Raw genomic sequence first — 20,990 nt, 5'->3', positions numbered from 1 at the left:
GTTTGCGGTTCCTTTGGACTGGGCCTACATGTCTGAGCAGAAGGCCAACTGTGCAGGGATTCGTGAAATCGCCTCAGAAGCGGATGCCGTCGGAGCGAGCAGCGGGTTCAGGACGCGGCACCTCGGGCCCGCCGGCCGGACCGAGCGCGTGAGACCAGCACGGTCACCACTACGAGCAGCGCGAGAGCTCCCGACAGCCAGTAGCCGATGCCGTACAGACCCTTTGCGGCGACCTCGAGACCGGTTCCGGGCACCGGAACCAGGGAGGCGCTGAGGTCGCCGCTGACCAGTGCCGTGCCGAAGGCGAAACCCACGGCCATGAACGTGCCGGCGGCACCGGCTGCCATACCGGCCTTCTCCTCGGGCACTGCCATCTGCACCAGGGTGAAGCTCGCCGCGTAGCCGATTCTGCAGCCGAGACCCATGACGGCAGCGCCCACGAGGTAGTGCCACTGCTGGTCGTGCGCCACGGCGAGCCAGGCCAGCCCCGCCGCGCTGATGAGCGCTCCGATGACAAAGACGCGCACACCACGGCCGTTCAACAAGGCGCGGTCGAGCACGGCGCCTCGGACCAGGAACGCCACCGCGAAGGGCCCCATGAGCAAACCGGTCTCCAGAGCGCTGAGCCCGAGGCCGTAGGCGTCTGCCGGACGAAGAGCAGCAGGGCTGATCTGGGCGTACGTGCTGAGCAGGAGCAGGAAGGCTGAGTTCACCGCCGCGAACAACGCGATGCACAAGCACGAAGCGGTGACCAAAGGAGCCTTCATCATTGCGACGTCGAACACCGCCGAGGACGAACCGCGCTGGACGCGCATCCAGGCGATGCCACCGACGATGCCGACCACCAATGGAATGAGTGCCGCGCTGCCCCACACGAGGCCTTGCGTCAGAGTCAGGAGAATCGCCGCGACCCAAGCGATCATCCACACGGTGCCGAGCACTCCGATGCGGCCGGCACGCTCGGCAGGCGGGGCGTGGGGGATCGTGGCGTACGACGCAACGGTCGCGGCCGCGCACACTGCGGCGAGGATGATGAAGAAGCTCCGCAGCGACAGGTTCTCGACGATGAAGCCGCCGCCGATCATGCCGACGACGATGCCGACACCGGTGGCGATGACCAGGACCGCGACCCCCACCGTGATGCCGCCCTCGCCGAGATTGCGACGCAGGAAGCCGAGGGGAAGCAGCTGTGCCGCGCCACCGAAGCCCATCAGAATGCAGCCGACCAGAAGGGTCGGATACGAGTCACCGAGAGCCGGAATGAGCGCGCCGACCGCGAGGAATGCGGACGCCGCCACGGAGGCGTTCCGGTCGCCGTAGAGATCGGCGAGGCGCGGCAACAGGATGAAACCCGCTCCCCCGCCGAGGGTCAGCGCCGTGTAGAGCCACGTCGTCTCGGCCACTGTGGCGAGGCCGTACTGCGCCTGAATGACCGGAAGTAGCGGCGGCAGAATGAAGATGACTGCGTTGGTCAGGACGACCAGCAGCGCGCCTACGCCGATGAGCACCCCCTTGTTCGGCGCAGGGCGAGAAGGCGCCTCGCCGGCGAGTCCGGCAGGCTGGTGGATCTCTGTCATGGTTCTCTCCGGTTCCTGATCAGACACGGCGCGGCAGCCCGGCGCCGGTGGCGGTTCAGTCGTCTCGGCTGAGCGGTTCCATGGGGTCGGACATGTGCCCACCGACCTCGTCCCAGCCGGCGTAGTGCTCCGAGGACCGGTCGAGCGCTCGCTGGATCTCCTCCGGGAACGACCGGATCCGGTTGAGCGTGCAGGCGAGGAAGGGGCTCTCCTCGGGGCGCAGGAAAGCGAGGTCGTAGCTCATCGACAGGCCGAAGCGGTACTCGTCCGAGGTGGCGCTCTGGCCACCACCGTGGTGGGTGGAGCCGACCCCGATGAGCGCCGAGCCGGCCGTCATCTCGGCTGGGGGTGCCTCCTCGACTCGCGGGGCGCGCTCCTCGTCCGATAGTTGTGGGGCCGAAACGCCGAGGGTGCCGCCGTTCTTGGCGGTGAAGCCGCTGACCGTCACCGTGATCTGCATCCGCGCTTCGCGCTGACAGGAAGGCGCTTGCCCGCTTGGTGCTGCCGCCGGCGAGCGCCTCGTCGTGGCCCGTGTGGACCCCGTCCAGCACCGGGGCCGGATCCTTCTTGACGCCTTCGACGGTGGCCACGCCGAGGAGTCCTTCGGCGATCACACCGCCGCCTCGCATGATCACCTCGGCCGCGGCGTCCGCGGTGGCACCGGGAGTGAGACGCGCGAGTGCGTTCTTCGTCATGGCAGGTCCGTTCTTGCGAAAGGGCTGGGCCCGACTGGAGGGGCGCGCCGACCGACCTTGTGATCGGGCTCATACGCTAGGACAAAGTTAGTCAGCTGTTCAAGACGTGCGACTAAGAAAATTCACGCCCCGACCACCGGGCGACTGCTAGGCTGGGCGCGTTGACTTAATCAAGCGTCCAACTGTGCGGACGCCTTGCACCAGGAGGAATTCGTGCCGCGGATCCCCGTCGCCCAACGGCGTAGCGACTTCATCAACGCCGCCGTGGAAGTCATCGCGATCCACGGCATCGAAGGCGCAACAACCCGACGGATCGCCGAGCAGGCTCAGGCGAACCTGGCGATGCTGCACTACTGCTACGACTCCAAGGAGGACCTCTTCGCCGATGTCTACGATTTCGTAGCCGGCAGGTTCCGCGAGGTGGCCAAGAGCAGCGATCCACACTCCAACCTGCTGGACACAGCTCGCCAGCTGCTACGCGGCGTGATGGAGTGCTACCTCGAGTCAGCAAACTTCACCGCGGCCACATTGGAACTCATCAGCTGGGCACGGCGTCAGCACGGAGACCGCGGTATCGCGGTGTACGACCAAGCCTTTGAGACGGCGCGCGCTGTGCTTCGCGGCGCCACCTCCGATCACGCGGTCGAACCAGAAACCATCGACCAGATCGCCTATGTCATCGCTACCCTGGCCGACGGTTTCGCCCTGAACTGGATGACCTACGGGGATCGGTCCGCCGCAACCGAGCAGATGGAAATCGCCACCTCGGTACTCGAGAATTGGCTCACGGTCCGGCTCGGATCAACGCCCGCCGCACTGTGATTGACCCATGAACGCCGCAGCGCTCGAGCTGTTGGCGAGCCGGCGTGGCCAGCCACCGAACGGGAGCTGCGGGATCGCTCACCAGCGCTCACCACAGATTCGGCCAGGCGACGGAGATCGCTTGCATTCAACCCGTGCGCGCTGCTCCGTCGCCTGCGAGAACTTGGGCGCTGGGGATCCCGGGGATGAGCACATCCGCGGAACCCCGCGATGCTGCTGACTCTTCCTGCGCACCGAAGGCCGGCGCGACCTGGTGAACGCAAGTCACGGACGCCGACGACCTCTTGGGCGGCAGGTGTTCGTGGTGCATCCGATCGTGCTGGGTGTGCACGGTGGGAGGCCCGGGGTCGGGCCTCCCACAGATCATGTGTGGTGTTGTCACAACGGCAGGTCGGGCGAGTCGACGCCGACGACCCGGTCGCCGCAGAAGACGCGCACCGACTCCGCTGGTCCGTGGCCGCCGATGCCGGCCGGGCCCCAGAAGCTCTGAGCCGAGGCGTCACCGAGGTCGGCGAGCTTTGCGCCGTTGACCCGCACCTCGCCGGACATGACGCGGGAGCCGACGTCGATCGCGCGGTCGGTGTCGGCGCCGAACACGTAGGCATCGAGGCCCGACGGATGGGCGTTGGCGAAGCGCAACGCCTGTTCGTCGGAGTCCACGGCGTGCAGAGAGACGACCGGGCCGAACAGCTCGGCGGTGGCCTGAGCGGGGTCGGCGCCGGCGGCGATCGTCGGCGACATGAAGAAGCCGTCGAGGTCGGGCAACAGGGCGGGCTGGCGGATACTCGCCCCGAGGTCGCGCAGCCCTTCGATCCTGCTCTGGAGGGTCTGGAAATGTGGCGCATTGGAGATCGGGCCGATCTCGACGTCTTCGTCGAGAGAGTGACCGACGACGAGCTTGGAGATCCGCTCGGCCAGCGCCTCGAGAAGAGGGTCGACCAGGCTGCGGTGAGCGAGGATCTTGCCCGGCCCCTCACACCACTGACCGTTGAGTTTGGTCATGCCGTCGAGGATGCCGTCGGCGGCGACGTCGAGGTCGGCATCATCCAGCACGAGCACCGGATTGTTGCCGCCAAGTTCTAGCTGCAACACCTTGAAGTCCTCCGCGCCGGCCCGTGCGATGGCGCGGCCGGCACCGGGTCCGCCGGTGAACGAGACGATCTTGATGCGCGAGTCGGCAGTCAGCCTGGCGCCGACGTCGCCGCCGCCGTGCACCAGCTGCAGCGCACCGGTGGGCAGGCCCGCCTCGAGGAAGCACTCGACGATGATCTGCGCGCTGCTGGGCGCGTGCTCCGAGGGCTTGAGGATGACGGGGCAGCCCGCCGCTATCGCGCTGGCGATCTTGGCCGCAGGAATGAAGCTCGGACCGTTCCACGGCGTGAGGATCGCGGCCGGCCCCCACGGCACCTTGTGGAGGCGGACGTCGCGGCCGCCGGCCGCCAGCGCGGTGACGCGCGGGATGTTCACCAGGTCCGACGCCGACGCCCGGATCCTCGCCGGCAGGAAGGCCGCGACCTTGCGCGTGACGCTGATGGGTGTGCCGCTGGTCAGCGAGTCCGTCCGCGCGATGTCCTCGGCACGGGTCTCGATGATCTCGGCGACGCGCTCGAGCATATCGGCGCGCTCACGCCGGGCGTCCTCGTCCCACCGGCCGATGTCGTACACGCGCTCCGCGTGCTGCAGCGCCCGATCGAGATCGTCGGATGCTGTCGTGACGAGGCGGTGGACGGGCTCGCGCGTGTTGGGGTCGACGTTCCAGGCGTCATCGACCGTCGGGCACTCGCTCCAATCGTCGGCGATGTAATTCACCGGCTGGGGGATCGTGATCTCGTGGCTCGCCATGGAGCTCACCTCTGCATTCACTCGTTGCTCAGGACTGGAGATCGACGACGATGCGGGTCACGTCACCGGACTTCATCGCCTCGAAGCCCTCGTTGATCTCGCCGAACGGGATGACGCGCGTGACCATCTCGTCGAGCAGCAGGCGTCCCTGCTGGTACAGACGCGCGAGCTGGAGGACGTCCTGCCGAGCCTGACCCGAGCCCATGTAGGAGCCGATGAGTCGCTTCTCCTCGAAGAAGAAGTCCGATACCGGGACGCTGAGCTCGGTACCTCCGGGCGCGATCCCGACCAGGCACGCGGTACCCGTCGGGCGCAGGAGGGCCACGGCCGTCGCCGCGGTACGGGCGGAGCCGACCGCCTCGAAGGAGTAGTCCGCTCCGTCGCCCAACTGGCGGTGGAGTTCCGCAACGACGTCGCCGTTTGCGCCGTTGATGACGTGGGTCGCGCCGTAGCCGCGCGCGGCCTTGAGCCGTGCGTCGTCCAGGTCGATCGCGACGATCGCCGACGCTCCGGCGAGCCTGGCCCCCTGGATGATGGCCGACCCGACGCCACCACAGCCGATGACCGCCACCGTGCTGCCCGGCCTTACCCGAGCGCCGCGGAAGACGGCGCCGACGCCGGTGATGATGCAGCAGGCCAGCAGGCATCCGACGTGCAGCGGTACGTCGTCAGGGAGCCTCACCAGGGCGTTCTCGCGCATGAGGACGTGCCGCGAGAACCCCCCGATGTCGCCGAGGCGCTCGATCGGCCGGCCGCCCGTGGTGTGGAAAGCGGGCCGCGGACGGCGGCGTACCTCCTCGACACGCCGGCACTGGGTCGACCGCCCTGCCTCACAGTTGGTGCAGCGGCCACAGGAGGGTGTGAGCGCGCCGACCACGCGGTCCCCGGGACGCAGGTCGGACACCTGCGACCCAACCGCCTCGACCACGCCCGCCACCTCATGCCCGACCACGACCGGAAGGTCGGTCGGAACCGTCCCGGTCATGTAATGCAGGTCGCTGTGGCACAATCCCACGTTCGAGACCGCGACCCGCACCTCGTGCGGCTCCGGGTCGTCCACCCGGATGTCGGTCAGTTCGAGCGGCTCATTGACTGCGGTGAGTACCGCGGCCTGGGTGTCGATCATGTCGACGTCCCCTCTGTCGATTCCTCTGGCATTGGTCTGTTGAAGGTGATGGCGAGCCCAGGGCGAGGCTTACGCGCCGGTGCGCCTGGCGGACCAGAAGCCCTTGATCCCGGCGCTGAGGGCGCCGCTCTCCCACGCCTTCCTCGCAGCGAGGTCCTCACGGGCGAAGGCCCCTTCGACCTCCTCTGCCTGAGGGCGCAGGAGAGCCAGGTGGAGTGCCGTCGTGTTTCCCTCGGGCGTCCACCCGATGACGGTGTCGATGGCCCGGCCGATCAGATCGTCGGGCTCGACGATCTCGTCCAAGAGCCCGATCCGCAGCGCCTCCTCGGCTCGGATCCGAGGTGATCCGAGCACCATGCGCATCGCATGGCTCCCGATGAGGCGCCTCAGCAGCACGCTGGACGCATTCGAGATCGTGATGCCCCGGCCGTTCTCCGGCTGGTAGTACTCCGTCGCCCGGGTTCCGATGCGAGCGTCGCAACACAGGGTGAGCTCCGAGGCTCCCCCGACAGCGAGTCCGTTGACCGCCGCGACCACGGGTATCTGCGTCTCCAGGACGGCCCGGGTGATGTCGTGGAAGCTCTCGAACGCCTCACGGAGCTCAGCGTCCGTGGACGGCGCGCTCTGGAGGTCCTCACCCGCGGAGAAGGCCCGCCCCTCGCCGGTGAGCACGATCCCGCGCACGCTCTCGCCGGTCCCGAACTCGCGGATGACCGTTGCCAGTCGCAGCCGGGTGGCAACGTCCATGGCGTTGAGCTTCTCGGGACGCCGGAGCGTCAGCACCGCAACGCCCCGCATGACGTCGACGTCGAGGAATCCTCCGCCGGATGCGGCACCTACCACCGTCTTTTTCCGTCGTGCACCGAGGTCGTAGGTCACGCCGGGATCGTCCACGGCGCGGGCCTTGAGGGCCGCCTTGGAGATGCGTTCGGACGGCGTCCGGGGGAAGTCGGCAACGAACTCCACGTAGCGCGGCACCTTGAAGCGAGCGAGTTCCTTGCCGGCCCGCTCGACGATCTCCTCAGCCGTCGCACGATTCCGCGGCACGTCCGCGGCCAGCTGGACGAAGGCCTTGACCTCCTCGCCGTGGGTCTCGTCAGGTTCGGCGACGACCGCGGCCGCGATTACCACGTCGTCGCGCTCAAGGGCCGCCTCGACCTCGACGCTCGCGATGTTCTCGCCGCCGCGGCGCACCATGTCCTTGATCCTTCCGACCAGTTGGATGCCGTGGTCGGGTCCGCGGACGACGACGTCACCGGTGTGGAGCCAGCCGTCGCGCAAGACCCTGGCCGTGTCCTCCGGGCGGTTCCAGTAACCACTCATCATGGGCTTGCCCAGAACGACCAGCTCACCGGGATCGCCGGCCGGCACCTCGATGCCGTCGGGGTCGACGACGCGGACCTGCTTGGACGGCACCGACCGCCCAAGGCTCCCGCTCCCGACGGCGTCGGTGTGGGCGAACGGGCTGAACAGGTCGACACCCGACTCGGTCATCCCGTAGATCTCCCGCCACGGCGCACCCCATCGCTCCTCCAGCTGCGCGTGAAGACCGACGGGAATGCCCGAACAGAGCACTTGGCGCACGTCGTTGTCGCGGTCCTCGGGCACGGGCGGCTGCTTGAACAACAGCGTGGGCATCGACCCGAGGACGTAGAAAAAGGTCGCGCGGTGCCGGCGGACGTCCGCCATGAAGGTCGAAGCGGAGAAGCGTGGCAACACGACCAACGGGGCCCCGACAGTGAGAGCGAGCGCCGTGTTCCACTGCGGATCCATGTAGGAGAACGGCTGGGCCGTCAGGAGCACGTCCTCGGTACCGAGTCCGGTCGCCGCCGCACAGATCCAGCCCAACCGGACCCAGTAGTCGTGGGTGAGCATGCACGCCTTGGGGAAACCGGTCGTGCCGGAGGTGTACTGCAAGTTCGCCAAGGTCCCGGCACCGACCGGCACCGCCGGCGGCGCCTTCGGGAAGGGCTCGGACCCGTCGTCCGCGACGTCGATGACACGAAGGCCGGCGAGCCCGGCCTCGGTTGCCAGGACGTCGGCGACCAACCCGGACCGCTCGGAGTCGGTGAATGCGACGCGTGCACCCGAGTCCCGGAGGACGAAGGCGAGATCGCCCCGCTGATAGGAGGAGTTGATCGGAACTGCGACCGCTCCGGCCTTGAGCGCAGCGAGCCAGACGACCGGCCAGTGCACGACGTTCGGGAGCATGATCGCGACTCGGTCGCCCGGCTGTATGCCGTCGAGTGCGATCAGCCGATGCGCCAGCCTGGAACTCCAGTCGTCGATGTCGGCAAAGCTCCATGACCGTTCACCGAATCGCAGGAACTCCCGTTCCGGTGAATCCTGTGCGCGCTGCGACAGCAGCTCGGTCAGGGTCGGGATGGTGGGCTCCAAGCCGATCTGTTCGGGCTTCACGACCGGCAGGCCACGCGAGCGGGCGCGACCGGCTTGCTCTGCTGCCACGTTCTCAGTCATCGCAAGCTCCTCTGCATCTCTTCACCGCGGTGGGCCGCAAGCCGCTCCGCCCCGGCCTGGACGATCCACGCCATCGCCGGGTCTGCGCTCTTCATCCACTCCGGGTGCCACTGGACTCCAAGCACCGGCGCACCTGGGAGCTCAACCGACTCGATCACGCCGTCGCTCGTCCGTCCGGTCACGACCAGCCCGGCGCCGCAGCGGTCGACGGCCTGGTGGTGCCAGGAGTTGGTCAGCGCGTGTTCGCCGAACAGGTCGGCCGCGATCGAGCCCTTCTCGAAGGCCACGAGGTGATCAGCAGTGCCGTCGGTCGGCGCGGCCTCCGATGACAGGTGGCTCACGGAGCCGGGCGGCAGGTCGGCGATGAGCGTGCCGCCGAGGGCGACATTGAGCACCTGCATGCCGCGGCACACACCCAGGACGGGAATCCCCCGCTCCAGCGCGGCTCGGACCAGCTCGATCTCGTACTCGTCCCGAGCCACGTCGTGTGACATCGGATCCATCCGTGGATCGATGTCACGGACCACTGCCGTGTCGCCACCCCAGCACGCCGGATGAAGGTCTTGCCCGCCGGTGATCACCACACCGGAAAGCCACTGACAGATGTCCGTCGCGTCGGTGTCGTACGACAGGTGCACCGGAAGTCCACCGGCCTGTGCGATCCGGCTCGCGAAGTCGGACATGTAGCTGTCGGCGCAACGGTCGCCGTACCGCTCGTCGGATCCCTTGAGGAGTTCCAGCCGGTACCGCCGCCCGGTGATGCCGATGAGCGGCCGCATCGTCGCGGCCTCCGCACGCGCGCTCACGGCAGTTCGAAGTAGCGAGCCGACTCCCACTGCGAGAGCTCGGCGAACGGGTCGCCGCCTGCGGTGTGGAACTGCATCCACTCCCACTTGCGCGACGCGATCCAGTAGTCGACGAACTCGTCGCCGAGGAGTTCGCGCAGGATCGGGTCGGCGTCCAGGGCGGCTGCGGCCTTCGTGATGGTGTCCGGGATCCGGTCGATGCCCAGGCCCGGCGGCAGGCACCACGCCATGTCGGTGACCTGCTCGGCGGGTTCGATCTTCCGCTCGATACCGGCGATGACGCCGGCCAGCACGCCTGCGAGCGCGAGGTAGAGGTTCGCGTCCGCGCCCGGGAGGCGGTACTCGAGACGGGAGTACTTGGGGTGTCCGCAGACGGCGCGCACCGCGGCGGTCTTGTTGCTGATTCCCCAACTGATCGTTACCGGCGGTCCACTGAGGTCGACCAGCCGCCGGTACGACGTGATCTGCGGCAGCACGATCGACGTGTTGCCCTCCATCGTCGCCAGCAGCCCACCGATGGCGTGCAGCATCGTGTCCGACGGTCCGTCCTCGGCGTAGAACGCGTTGGCGCCGTCGCGCTGCAGGGAGAGGTTGATGTGGGATGCCTGGCCGTAACCGGCGGTGGGCTTGGCCATGAAGGTCACGCTGTGCCCGCGCTCGAACGCGACCTCGCGCATGATCTGGCGGGTCCGTGCCCAGGCGTCGCCGACCTTGATCGGGTCGCCCGGTGCGATGTTGAGCTCGATCTGACCGGCGGCGTCCTCGTCGCTCCAGGCCTCCCACTCGATGCCGACCTCGTCGAGACGGTCGGCCACGGCGTTCATGTAGTCGGTCCAGTCCGCCGACTTGGCGAGGTGGTACGCCGTACCCGCGCTGCCGCCCAGGGGGGTCAGCCCGCGATACCCGCGGGCGCGCGCCTCGTGGATCGACTCCTCGAAGACGGTCGCCTCGATCTCGACCGCGACGGTCGCGGTGAATCCGTGCCTTGCCAGACGCTCGACCATCTTCCGCACGAGGTTGCGCGGACAGATCGGGACCGGCGTGCCGTCCTTGAGCCAGTAGTCGCCGAGCACCGAGTCCAGGCCCGGCTTCCACTCGACCACGGTCGACATGTCGGGACGGAGGTAGACGTCGTCGAGGTGGCCACGCCAGGCGGGGTAGGCGGAACCGAAGACCGGAACGTTGCCGAGGTCAAGGCCGAACAGGAGATCCGCGAAGGCGAAACCTGCGTCCTTGCCGGCATCGAACTTCTTGGGCGAGACGTTCTTGCCGAGGAAACATCCATCGGGATTCGTCGCCTCGAGCCGGACCGCTCGCGGGCCGGAGTCGCGGAGCGGCGCGCTCGTGGCGGTGCTGCTGAGTTCAGACATCGAAACGAACCTTCCAGGAGGCGCCGGTCATCACCGACAGCTGGGACATGGTGCCCTGGATGCCCAGGGCACCCGAGGACAGGACAGCGACGAGGTCGTCGGCACCGGAGAACACGCCCGCGAGCGTCTCGGGAGCTCCGGCGACCAGGTACTGCGTGGAGCCGTCGCCGAGCACGACCTGCTCCAGGCCCTCGGGCCCTTCGGTGACCGCGATCAACACGTCGGGAATGCCCGGCAGCGAACGTGTCGCGTCCCAGAACCGCTGAGCGGCATCACGCCACCCGGGCAGCGGCGGCGTGAGCGCCTGCAGGACGCCCCCGGCCAAGTCGGCATCACCAGAGGGATCCGCCGTCGGCGCGAAACGCGCGTTGAGGTCGACCGTGATGGTGGCGTCCGGCTCGACCAGCACACCGCCTGCCACGTCGATGCCGTTGTCACCGAAGCTGATCGTCGCGGCCTGGGGCGTGTCGTGAGAGCGAATCGCAACGGTGCCGGTCGACCTGCTCAGAGTGTCGGCCGCATGCCCGGTCCGGGCGGAATCACGCAGCGTGCGACCGAGCAGTCGCACGAGGGGACTCGCATCGTCCTCGATCCTTACGTCGACCTCTGCGGCACCCGCAGATGCCGACGTGGGGGCCGTCGTGGTTTCGGACATCCTTCGGTCCTTTCGACTTCACGAGCCACGCGAGACGTGTGGGCGCCGCACGGGCTCGAACAAATTCGAGGTTACTTAGTCATGTGACTGAAACACATGACTAGGATGGTGAGGCACGCATCACAACGTGTCAACACCCCCCTTGCCACCTCGCCGAAAAGAGGCCCCACGCATGACCAAGCCAGTCCCGCCCAGCTGGGAGCGCCTCGACGCCGACGCGCTGCTCGTCGCCCGGGCGATCACCGAAACTTTGACGACGCCCGTTCGCGAGCTCGGAGCCCAGGCGGCGCGGGAGCTCCTGGCGAGCGCACCGTCCGACCGTCCGCTGACACCTCTCGACCGAGTCGAAGCGGTGGCCGTCCCGACCCGCTCCGGGCGCCTGCGCGGGCGCCTCTACCACCCACCCGGCGCGCCGACCGAGGACCTGCGGCCGACACTGCTGTATCTCCACGGCGGTGGATTCGTCCTCGGAACCCTCGACGGGGTGGACGAGGTCTGCCGCGCCATCGCCGCTCGGTCCGGGTGGGGAGTGCTCTCTCTGGAGTACCGGCTCTCCCCGGAGCACCCCTACCCGGCAGCCCTGGAGGACTCGATCGACGCGCTGGCCTGGCTCCGCACGTCAGCCCTCGATTCGGGGCTCGACCCGGACGTGATCGCCGTCGGCGGCGACTCCGCAGGTGGCAGCCTCGCCGCCGCGCTCTGCCTCCACCTCCGGGATAGCGGACTCCCGCTCCCCGTGTCGCAGGTCCTCGTCTATCCCACGGTCGACGACCGGTTCTCCACGCCGTCCTGGACTCAGTTCGCCGACGCGCCCCTGCTGACCGCAGCCGATGCGCGCTGGTTTTGGGAGCAGTACATCGACCCCGACAACCAGGGCGGCGTCGATCAGTACGCGGCCCCCATGAAGGCGGCATCCCTGCGCGGACTGCCGCCGGCCCTGATCCTCACCGCCGAAGTCGACCCTCTGCGTGACGACGCCGAGGCGTACGCCGAACGCCTGCGGCACGACGGCGTACCCACTACCGCCATTCGCCACTCGGGCGTATTCCACGGCTTCTTCACCGAGGTCGGCGTCTTCGCCAAGACCGACGTGGCGATCGACGACGTGGCCCGGCATCTGCGAGGCATCGCCGCCACTCACGCCGCATCGGCCTCGCCTTCTTGATGACCGCCGGGCATTGACGGAGGTCAGAGCCCGTAGCTACATTCTTAGTCATTCGACATAGACACATGACTATCTCGTGTGGTTTGTCATCCCTCTTGGACCACGAGAAGGCAGAGCCCATGACTGACACCTCCTCCACGGCCCCGATCGTCGACGTCCTGTGCGTCGGCGCCGGGTTCTCCGGCCTCTACGCCGCCTACAAGGCGGCCGAGCAGGGCTGGACGTTCGTCGGGTACGAGGCCGCCCCCGAAGTCGGTGGCACCTGGTTCTCGAACACCTACCCCGGCGCCCGGTGCGACGTGGAGAGCGTCTACTACTCGTACTCGTTCAGCGAGGAACTCCAGCAGGAGTGGACCTGGAGCGAGCGCTTCGCCCCGCAGGCGGAGATTCTGAGCTATATCAACCACGTCGCCGACCGCTTCGACCTTCGTCGGCACTTCCGGTTCAACACCAAGGTGGTGGCGGCGAACTGGCTTCCCGACGAACATCTCTGGGAGGTGACCCTCGACTCCGGGGAGACCCGACGTGGTCGCTACTTCCTGGCCGGCTCGGGCGGACTCTCGACGCCGAAGGACATCGACGTGCCCGGCCTGGAGAACTTCACCGGGTCCACGGTGTCGACGAGCCGCTGGAACATCCCGCTCGACAAGCTCGCCGGCAAGCGGGTCGCAGTCATCGGCACCGGATCGTCGGGCGTGCAGTGCATCCCGCTGATCGCCGAGGTGGCAGAGCACCTGACCGTGTTCCAGCGGACCCCCAACTACGTCTTCCCCGCCCGCAACGCCCCACTGCCCGCGGAGACGGTCGCCGACATCAAGAGCAAGTACCCCGACATCCGCGAGGAGTGCCGCCACTCCCCCGGCGGAATTCCGGACCGCCCCGTGACCGACCGCGCCTTCGACGTCTCCGACGAGGAGCGTCAAGAGCGCTACGAGCGGGCCTACGAGCGCAGCGGGTTCCTCGGCGTCGGCGCGGAGTTCGCCGACCTCCTCACCGACCTCAAGGCCAACAAGACCGCATCGGACTTCATGCGTCAGAAGATCCGTCAGATCGTCCACGATCAGCGGACCGCGTCCCTGCTGGAGCCCCAATTCCACCCGCTGGGCGCAAAGCGCAGCTGCTTCGGCACCGACTACTACGAGACGTTCAACCGTCCGAACGTCTCGATCGTCTCGCTGCGTGATGAGCCGATCACGACCATGACATCCGACAGCATCGTCACCGAGAGCGGCGCCTACGACGTTGACGTCATCGTCCTCGCCATCGGTTTCGACGCCTTCACCGGGCCACTGTTCGCGCTCAACGTCACGACGCCGGAGGCAGGCAGACTGCAGGATGCGTGGAGTGACGGCGTGCGCACCTACCTGGGCACCATGACCGCCGGATTCCCCAACTTCTTCATGATCGCCGGCCCCCAGAGCCCCGCGCTCGTGAGCAACGTCGTCGTCACGATCGAGCAGGCGGTCGACTGGATAACCGCCCTGATCTCCCATGCCAAGGCCGAAGGCCGCGAGGTCATCGAACCCACCACCGAGGCCCAGGACGACTGGGTGAGCATCACCGAGGCCACGGTCAGCCAGACGCTCTACGCCACGACCGACTCCTGGTACCGCGGCTCCAACGTGGCCGGCAAGCCGACCACCTTCCTCGGCTACGTCGGCGGCGTCGGCAAGTACCGCCGCATGTGCACCGAGATCGCCAAGCGCGGCTACCCCGGCGTCAAGATCGGCGGACAGGCCGTCGCCCCCGGGATCGGCCGTATCAACAGGGAGATCGCGTGAAGGTCGTCCACCAGCGCTACGTCGCGCACTCGGATGCCCACTACGCCGGCAACCTCGTCGACGGCGCGTACAGCCTGAAGTTGTTCGGTGATGCCGGAACCCACCTGGCGATCATCGGCGACGGTCACGAGAGCCTCTTCGCCGGGTACTCCTCGGTCGAGTTCCTCGCGCCGATCCGCGGCGGAGACGTCATCGAAGCCGAGGCACGCCTTGCGTCCAAGGGCAACCGGAGTCGCACGGTCGAGTTCGAACTGCGCATCATCTGCCGCTCCTTGGACGAGACCGGGAGAGCTGAGGTACTCGCCGAGCCCATCGTCGCCACTCGTGCCCGAGGGACGGGTGTCATCCCTGCCGGCGCAACCAACAACGGGAGTTGAGACAGCCATGGATGCAGCGAGCAACGTGCGTGAAGAGACGTGCGAGGTCGTCGTGGTCGGTGCCGGCATTGCGGGGCTGATGGCGGCGACCACCCTGTCGGATCGGGATGTCGTCGTCCTCGAAGCCACCGGGCGGGCCGGTGGGCGCGTGGAGTCGGTTCGCCAGGGCGACTACTGGATCAACCTCGGAACCCAGTTCACCGAGGGAACCGGCACCCTGATCGAAGCCCTCGAACGCCACCGGATCCCCATGGGGACGCTGGCGGGCAAGAAGGTGGCCCTCTCGCTCCACGGAAAGCAGGTCGACACCTCAAATCCGTTCGGCCTGATGCTTCGCTCCCGGATGTCCTTCATGGACCGGGTCGGACTGGCGGCTGTCGGCGCTCGTATCCTCGCGGCCGTACCGTTCCTGGAGATGAAACCCGACAATTCCCTGGCGAAGCGGGTCCGGGCGGCACTCGATGCTCGTGCCGCGTCGTACGTACTCCGCGGCGTTCGCTCCGAAGTCGCGCGTGCCATGGTCCGGTCCTGGTCCGGGCAATGGATGGGATGCGAGCCGGAGGAGACAGCGGCGACGCAGTTCGCGATCTCGATGGGGATACTCCTGACGGACCCGGCGAAGGTTCCGAACTTCTCCCTGCCGGCGGGGGGAAACCAAACCCTCACTGACGTCCTGGCCGCCGACCTCGACGACCGGCTGCGGCTGAACTCGCCGGTGAGGTCTGTGGAGTGGAACGAGGACGGCGTCGTCGTCGACTACGAGGACGAGAACGGACCGGCGCGGATACGCGCCCGCCGTGCGATCGTGGCCGTTCCCAGCGACGTGGCTGTGAAGATCATGCCCGGCCTCCCACCTGAGTACCGGGCGGCGTTCGACGACATTCACTACGGCCGGTACGTGGTGGTGGGCTACTTCACCCGCGAGGAGGGCCCGCAGCAGTGGGACGACTACATCGCTGTGTCGACGCCGCAGCTGTCGTTCCAGGCGATGTTCAACCATGCCGCGGCCTTGCGCGGTCCCGGCCCACGAAAGCCGGGCGGCGCGCTGGCCTGCTTTGCGGGCGGCGCAGCGGCCGACAGTCTGTTCGAGCGCACCGATGAGGAAATCGTTGCACGATTCACGGCAGACCTCCTCTCGCTCTACCCCGAGCTCGAGGGGAGGCTCGAGGAGGGGATCGTCCGACGTCACCCCCGGGTCGTGCCGTTCTGGCCACCCGGCGGCCGCGCCTCGCTGCCGACGCTGCGCGAACACCTCGGCCCCGTCTACATGGCCGGCGACTATCAGCTCGACATGCCATCACTCGCCGACGCGGCCTCGTCGGGTGAGCGGGCCGCTGAGCAGGTTCTGGCGAGCCTGTCCGCCCCAGTGCGCTGACGAGCGGACACTTCGGCCGCCCGCGCCGGCAGCCACTCCCCCGACCTCGGCCCGTCAGGCGGACCAGCTCGACCACGCCCCCTCTCCCCCGCGGAGACCCGAGAGCTCCGCGACCGAGAGCGGACGATCACCGCCGAAGTTGTCGCCCCCGCCGCACGCAGAATCGCGAACAGGGACGAATGCGTCGACGGATTCCCGCAGGACGTCTTCAACGGCCTTGCCTCCGCCGGCCTGTTCCGGGTCCCCTTCGCCGCCGAGGTCACAGGTCGAACGGACCGCAAGCAAATGCACCGGCCGCATTCCTCGACGTCGAGGGGCTTGGCGACGCCGGAGTCACCGACCTCTCGTCGTAGGGGCACGGGGAAGCTCGAGTACGACATCTTCGTCGATCGACCGCGATGACGACGTACACGGCCGCGCTGGGGGCGAAGCGCGGACCGCACGATCCATCCGCGGGCGAGCAAGCCCGCCGCGAGGCTCTTGAGGAGTCACCATGCTGAACCTGTCAATCCTGCTCGAGGACTCCGCCCGCAAGTACCCCGACCGCGAAGCTGTCGTACTGGGCTCGACCCGCCTGACGTACAGCCAGGTCGACGCTGCGGCCAACCAAGTCGCGAACCTGCTCGTGGAGCTCGGGATCCGCCCCGGTGACAGGGTGGCCCTCAGCTGTCCGAACCTGCCGCACTTCCCGGTCGTCTACTACGGCATCCTCAAGACCGGCGCAGCTGTCGTCCCGCTCAACGTGCTCCTGAAGAGCCGCGAGATCGCTTACCACCTCGACGACGCCGACGTGAAGGCCTACTTCTGCTTCGAGGGCACCCCCCAGTTGCCCATGAGCGCCGAGGGTTTCGCCGGCTTCGACCAGGTCGACGCCGTCGAGCACTTCTTCGTCATCACCGATGACCCTGCCGCGCCCAGTCCCATCGACGGGGTTGAGACGCTCGGCAGCGCCCTGGCCGGCCAGGGCACAACGTTCGACTCGGTAACGGCCGAGCCCACCGACACGGCGGTCATCCTCTACACCTCCGGGACCACCGGGCAGGCCAAGGGCGCAGAGCTGTCGCACGCCAACACAGTGATGAACGTGCTTGCATGCAACCGCCTGTTCGGCAGCACACCGGCTTCCGACAGCCACCTGCTCTGCCTCCCGCTCTTCCACACCTTCGGTGCCACGGTGCAGATGCACGCAGGCTTCTCGATGGCTGCCACCCTCTACCTCGTTCCTCGCTTCGATGCGCGCCAGGTCGTCGACCTGATGGGCCGTGAGCCCATCACGTTCTTCGCCGGCGTACCCACCATGTGGTGGGGGCTCTTGAACGCGCTCAGCGACGACATCGACGTCACGCGCATCGCGAGCAACCTCCGGATCGGCATCTCCGGGGGTGCCCCACTCCCGATGGAGACCGCCCACCAGGTCAAACAGCGCCTCGGGGTCACGGTGCTCGAGGGATACGGGTTGTCGGAGACTTCTCCCGTGGCGACGTTCAGCGATCCCGATCTCGACCCGCGCCCGGGGTCGATCGGGGTGCCCATCTGGGGCGTCGAACTGAAACTCATCGACGACGACTGGACCGAGGTGACCGAGAGCGGCCAGGTCGGCGAAATCGCGGTCAAGGGCCACAACGTGATGAAGGGCTACTACGGCCGACCGGAAGTCACGGCCGAGGTCATCCGAGACGGCTGGCTTCGCACCGGCGACCTCGCACGACGCGACGAGGACGGCTTCTACTACATCGTCGACCGATCAAAGGACCTCATCATCCGAGGCGGCTTCAACGTCTATCCGCGTGAGATCGAAGAAGTCCTGATGAGGCACCCGGAGGTCAGCTTGGCCGCTGTCATCGGCGTACCTCACGACAGCCATGGCGAGGAAGTCAAGGCCTTCGTCATCCTCCAGCCCGGTTCCTCACTGACCACCGATGAGTTCGTCGCCTGGGCCAAGGGAGAGATGGCCTCTTACAAGTACCCTCGCATCGTCGAGTTCGTGCCCAGCCTGCCGATGACCGCCACCGGAAAGATCCTCAAGCGCGAGCTGGCCCGCAGAACAAAGCAGTGACCCACAGGACGCACCAACACACATCGCGGTCGGCACCATACCAGCCGGTGCCACGAAATCGCTTCGGGCTGGGATCACTTCGTCGACCAAGCCACACGCCAAGTAGACCCATGGACGAGCTACAGCCCGTGCCCTCCGAGACCCACATCCTCCTCCAAGTCGGAGCATCGGTCTCAACCGGACGGTTGACGTCCACACGCGTGGGATTCTGTCGGGATGCATACCTTCACGGCCAGGCTGGACGGCGCATGGGAGTGGTGGTCGGTCGCTATCGAGGAGGCGCAGGAGGGGCGCTGGGTTCGTGATCCCGTGGAGCGGCAGGTGGTGTCGGACATCATGGCCGCGACCAATGCCCTGCACGGCGGCCGACTGGCTCCGTTCACCGAGGACTCCTGGCACGTACGTATCGGGCGGATCGCCAATTGGGCTGGGGTTCTCCGGCTTGCCGCCCGAGCAGGAGGGTGGGAACTCCAGCCTGTCGTCGGGCACAGTCCGAAGCACCCTGCGGGTATGGCCGAACTGCTGTCCGGCATCTACGCGATCGGCGAGCAGGGCGAGAAGTGGATGACACAGCTTCTTCGAGAGCGTCAGGTACCACCAGAGAAGGAGATCGCCCAGGCGGAGGGCTTCCTGACCGGGCCAGGGCCCATGGAGGACCTTGAGCTGTTCTTCTGCGACAGCTGATGGACACCCCGCCCGGTCAGCACCGCCCCCAGAAGAGGATGACGGCGAATTGGTGTGCGGCCTGGTACGCGATGTGAGCTTGTCCGTCCGCATGGCCAGACCACGCCCTCGCTTGAGCCGGCCATCGTTCAACCGGGTTGCGCTGCTTGTATGTCTCGGCGTCGAACGCAGGCAGTCGACCGCCTGCATGTTGGTGGGCCCGGCATGGTGGAGTCCACAGACACGGTCCAACCGATGTTGTCACCGTCGTCGGCTGCGGCCAGGACTGCGGTGAGGATCCCTTCCCAAGGTTCCGTGCACGCCCACCGGATCAGCCCCCGAGTGGATGGAGTCGACGCAATCGGAGTACGTCAACGCACGGTGGTGAGTTGCTCGTGCCGTTGGCGTCGGAGTCGAACGTGCCTCCTCAGCGCCCGCGGCTCAGACGGTCCGAGATGCGGTCGACCGCCCACCCCGCCTTCAATGTCGGCGCGCCGAGAGCAAATGAGGGCATGTATGGCGGCCGTGGTCGCCAGATAGCACGCAGGTCATCGTGGATCTCATCACCCGCGAGCCGGTCAGCCAGCAACGTGCCGATGTAGGGCGACTGAGCCAGCCCATGGCCGTTGCAGCTGACGGCGTAGAAGACGTTCTTCGCAACCTCACCGGCGACCGGGAGGAACGACGTCATCGCTACCCACCCGCCCCACGCCCGCTGCGGCGCGACATAGCTGAGCGACGGGAATCGCTCATGGAAGCCGCGGACGAGATCCGCCACCACTGTCCGATCCGGCTCGCGGGCACCCAGCACTCCCGGTGCCGCCTGGAGCCGACGGGTACCGAACATGATGGTGCCGCGAGCGGTGCGCCGGTAGTTCTCGAGAATCGTGTGCGGGGTGATGATGCCCGTACGGCTCGTCCAGCCGATCGCCGCCAAGCGGTCGGGATCGACCGGTTCGGTCTCGACCAGGCTGGTCCAGATGGGCGTGATACCGCTCGGGGCAATCTCGAGGTCGCGGGAGTGGGCGTTGGTCGCGAGCACGACCCTCTCGGCGTGAACGCGGCCACCTGGCACACGGACGACGACGCTTGCGCCATCAGGCTCGACGGCTTGCACAGCCGTCCGCTCGAACACCTTCGCGCTCGACGCCAGAAGCGCGTCCCGGAGCCCGAGTGCGAGCTTCCCAGGGTTCAACAGCCCCCCACCGCGCTCGAAAATGCCGCCCAGGAACGTTCCCGGCAGGCCGAAGTCAGGGCCTTCGACGAATTCCACATCTGCCCCCGCGTCGCGGAGGATCCGCACGTTCTTCTTCAAGCGCTGGAGCTGTCCGGCGGAGACCCCGGCGATGACGTTGCCAGTGGGGTCGTACTCGCAGTCGATGGCGAGCCGTTCGATCAAACCCTCGGTGAAATGCGCCGAATTCTCGCCATACCGAATGAGGTCACGGAGCCGGCGTCGGTACAGCAAGCGCAAGAGTTGCGGATCCCCGGCCAACGCGTTCGACAAGTAACCCGCGTTGCGCGAACTCGCGCCCCAGCCGCAATGCCCGGCTTCGAGCAGGACCACATCGGCTCCGCGCTCCGCCAGCCGTAGCGCCGACGCCATTCCGACAAGACCACCGCCGACGACGGCGACATCGCACTGGACCTCACCCTTGAGCGCCGGCGCGAAATCGGTGGGCCGATCGCTCCACCCGGTGAACGCCGAGTAGGTCAAGCCGTCGGCGGTCGCACTCATTGACATCGTTGTTCCTCGCCTCCCGTGCCCTCTTGTGCAGCGGCGAACGGGCCATCGCTTCATTAGTCGATCCCGAATCGAGTTCGAGTTTACACGACGCAATGCACACACTGACCCGCGGCGACTCCCGACCCAACCCCAGGCGCATCGTCCCCGGCGCAACAGTGCGTAGCCCCTGAGCCACGGTCCCAGCGGTGGCTGCACCGCCTGGTGGGCCATCTGGGCTGGGAGGGCGCGGTCGGTCGTGCGGTCCCAGATGCGCGCGGGGATCACGCAACCACTGGGTCGTCACGGAAGGCTCGTCGCCCAGGAGCCAGCCAAGGCTGCTGTGCAGCCGATGCACGACCACGGGGCGGCGTGGCGACGCTGCGACCGGCCGCCTTTGGGGGCGTCAGCGACCATGCAGGGCGGCAGGCGGTCGGCCAGGTTGACCAGCCGACCAGAGCGGCTCGCGAGTCAGCGAC

At 67.6% G+C, this 20,990-nt stretch carries 16 protein-coding genes; 7 read left to right on the top strand and 9 right to left on the bottom strand.

What is annotated here, in order from left to right:
- Positions 1-107: 107 nt before the first annotated feature.
- Both QOM21_RS36755 and QOM21_RS36750 read right to left on the bottom strand, forming a co-directional pair.
- A complete protein-coding gene (locus QOM21_RS36755) occupies positions 108-1,577 on the bottom strand; it encodes an MFS transporter (protein WP_407555438.1) in 1,470 nt (489 codons plus the stop codon).
- A 55-nt stretch (positions 1,578-1,632) separates the two neighbouring features.
- Positions 1,633-2,037: a hypothetical protein gene (locus tag QOM21_RS36750; protein ID WP_407555437.1), complete on the bottom strand. Its 405-nt coding sequence runs from the start codon at positions 2,035-2,037 to the stop codon at positions 1,633-1,635.
- Between the two features lie 448 nt (positions 2,038-2,485).
- Between QOM21_RS36750 and QOM21_RS36745 the strand changes: the two genes are divergently transcribed.
- Positions 2,486-3,094, top strand: a complete 609-nt coding sequence (locus tag QOM21_RS36745; RefSeq protein WP_407555436.1) for a TetR/AcrR family transcriptional regulator — start codon at positions 2,486-2,488, stop codon at positions 3,092-3,094.
- A 378-nt stretch (positions 3,095-3,472) separates the two neighbouring features.
- On the opposite strand, the gene QOM21_RS36740 is transcribed toward QOM21_RS36745, so the two are convergent.
- The 6 genes from QOM21_RS36740 to QOM21_RS36715 all read right to left on the bottom strand — a co-directional run bounded on the left by QOM21_RS36740 (position 3,473) and on the right by QOM21_RS36715 (position 11,371).
- Positions 3,473-4,936, bottom strand: coding sequence for an aldehyde dehydrogenase family protein (locus QOM21_RS36740; RefSeq protein ID WP_407555435.1), 1,464 nt, complete (start codon positions 4,934-4,936; stop codon positions 3,473-3,475).
- A gap of 28 nt (positions 4,937-4,964) precedes the next feature.
- Positions 4,965-6,062: a Zn-dependent alcohol dehydrogenase gene (locus QOM21_RS36735; protein ID WP_407555434.1), complete on the bottom strand. Its 1,098-nt coding sequence runs from the start codon at positions 6,060-6,062 to the stop codon at positions 4,965-4,967.
- A 69-nt stretch (positions 6,063-6,131) separates the two neighbouring features.
- The gene (locus QOM21_RS36730; protein WP_407555433.1) at positions 6,132-8,540 is read right to left on the bottom strand and encodes an AMP-binding protein; all 2,409 of its coding nucleotides are present in this window, start codon (positions 8,538-8,540) and stop codon (positions 6,132-6,134) included.
- Positions 8,537-9,346 carry a gamma-glutamyl-gamma-aminobutyrate hydrolase family protein gene (locus QOM21_RS36725; protein WP_407555432.1) on the bottom strand — a complete coding sequence of 270 codons (810 nt, stop codon included), beginning with the start codon at positions 9,344-9,346 and terminating at the stop codon, positions 8,537-8,539. The genes QOM21_RS36730 and QOM21_RS36725 overlap by 4 nt, the downstream gene beginning before the upstream one ends.
- On the bottom strand, positions 9,343-10,716 hold the full coding sequence (locus QOM21_RS36720) for a glutamine synthetase family protein (protein ID WP_407555431.1): 1,374 nt from the start codon (positions 10,714-10,716) through the stop codon (positions 9,343-9,345). The genes QOM21_RS36725 and QOM21_RS36720 overlap by 4 nt, the downstream gene beginning before the upstream one ends.
- Positions 10,709-11,371, bottom strand: a complete 663-nt coding sequence (locus QOM21_RS36715; RefSeq protein WP_407555430.1) for a hypothetical protein — start codon at positions 11,369-11,371, stop codon at positions 10,709-10,711. The genes QOM21_RS36720 and QOM21_RS36715 overlap by 8 nt, the downstream gene beginning before the upstream one ends.
- Before the next feature lie 172 nt (positions 11,372-11,543).
- Between QOM21_RS36715 and QOM21_RS36710 the strand changes: the two genes are divergently transcribed.
- The 6 genes from QOM21_RS36710 (at position 11,544) to QOM21_RS36685 (ending at position 18,809) form a co-directional block, all read left to right on the top strand.
- Positions 11,544-12,536, top strand: coding sequence for an alpha/beta hydrolase (locus QOM21_RS36710; RefSeq protein ID WP_407555429.1), 993 nt, complete (start codon positions 11,544-11,546; stop codon positions 12,534-12,536).
- 119 nt (positions 12,537-12,655) lie between these two features.
- Complete coding sequence (locus QOM21_RS36705) at positions 12,656-14,317, top strand: flavin-containing monooxygenase (protein ID WP_407555428.1); 1,662 nt, start codon at positions 12,656-12,658, stop codon at positions 14,315-14,317.
- On the top strand, positions 14,314-14,694 hold the full coding sequence (locus tag QOM21_RS36700; protein ID WP_407555427.1) for a hotdog fold domain-containing protein: 381 nt from the start codon (positions 14,314-14,316) through the stop codon (positions 14,692-14,694). Before QOM21_RS36705 ends, QOM21_RS36700 begins: the two co-directional genes overlap by 4 nt.
- A gap of 7 nt (positions 14,695-14,701) precedes the next feature.
- On the top strand, positions 14,702-16,069 hold the full coding sequence (locus QOM21_RS36695) for a flavin monoamine oxidase family protein (RefSeq protein WP_407555426.1): 1,368 nt from the start codon (positions 14,702-14,704) through the stop codon (positions 16,067-16,069).
- Between the two features lie 493 nt (positions 16,070-16,562).
- Entirely contained in the window at positions 16,563-18,125 is a 1,563-nt protein-coding gene (locus QOM21_RS36690; RefSeq protein ID WP_407555425.1) for a long-chain-fatty-acid--CoA ligase, read from the top strand.
- Between the two features lie 216 nt (positions 18,126-18,341).
- Positions 18,342-18,809 carry a hypothetical protein gene (locus QOM21_RS36685; protein WP_407555424.1) on the top strand — a complete coding sequence of 156 codons (468 nt, stop codon included), beginning with the start codon at positions 18,342-18,344 and terminating at the stop codon, positions 18,807-18,809.
- A 406-nt stretch (positions 18,810-19,215) separates the two neighbouring features.
- Here QOM21_RS36685 and QOM21_RS36680 read toward each other — a convergent pair whose 3' ends face one another.
- Positions 19,216-20,526, bottom strand: a complete 1,311-nt coding sequence (locus QOM21_RS36680) for an NAD(P)/FAD-dependent oxidoreductase (protein WP_407555423.1) — start codon at positions 20,524-20,526, stop codon at positions 19,216-19,218.
- Between the last annotated feature and the right edge of the window lie 464 nt (positions 20,527-20,990).

Origin of the sequence: Streptomyces sp. Pv4-95, assembly GCF_045782725.1 — a bacterium.
GTDB lineage: Bacteria > Actinomycetota > Actinomycetes > Streptomycetales > Streptomycetaceae > Streptomyces.
Note: the sequence above shows the minus strand (reverse complement) of the source record. Positions and strands in the feature narration are given on the sequence as shown.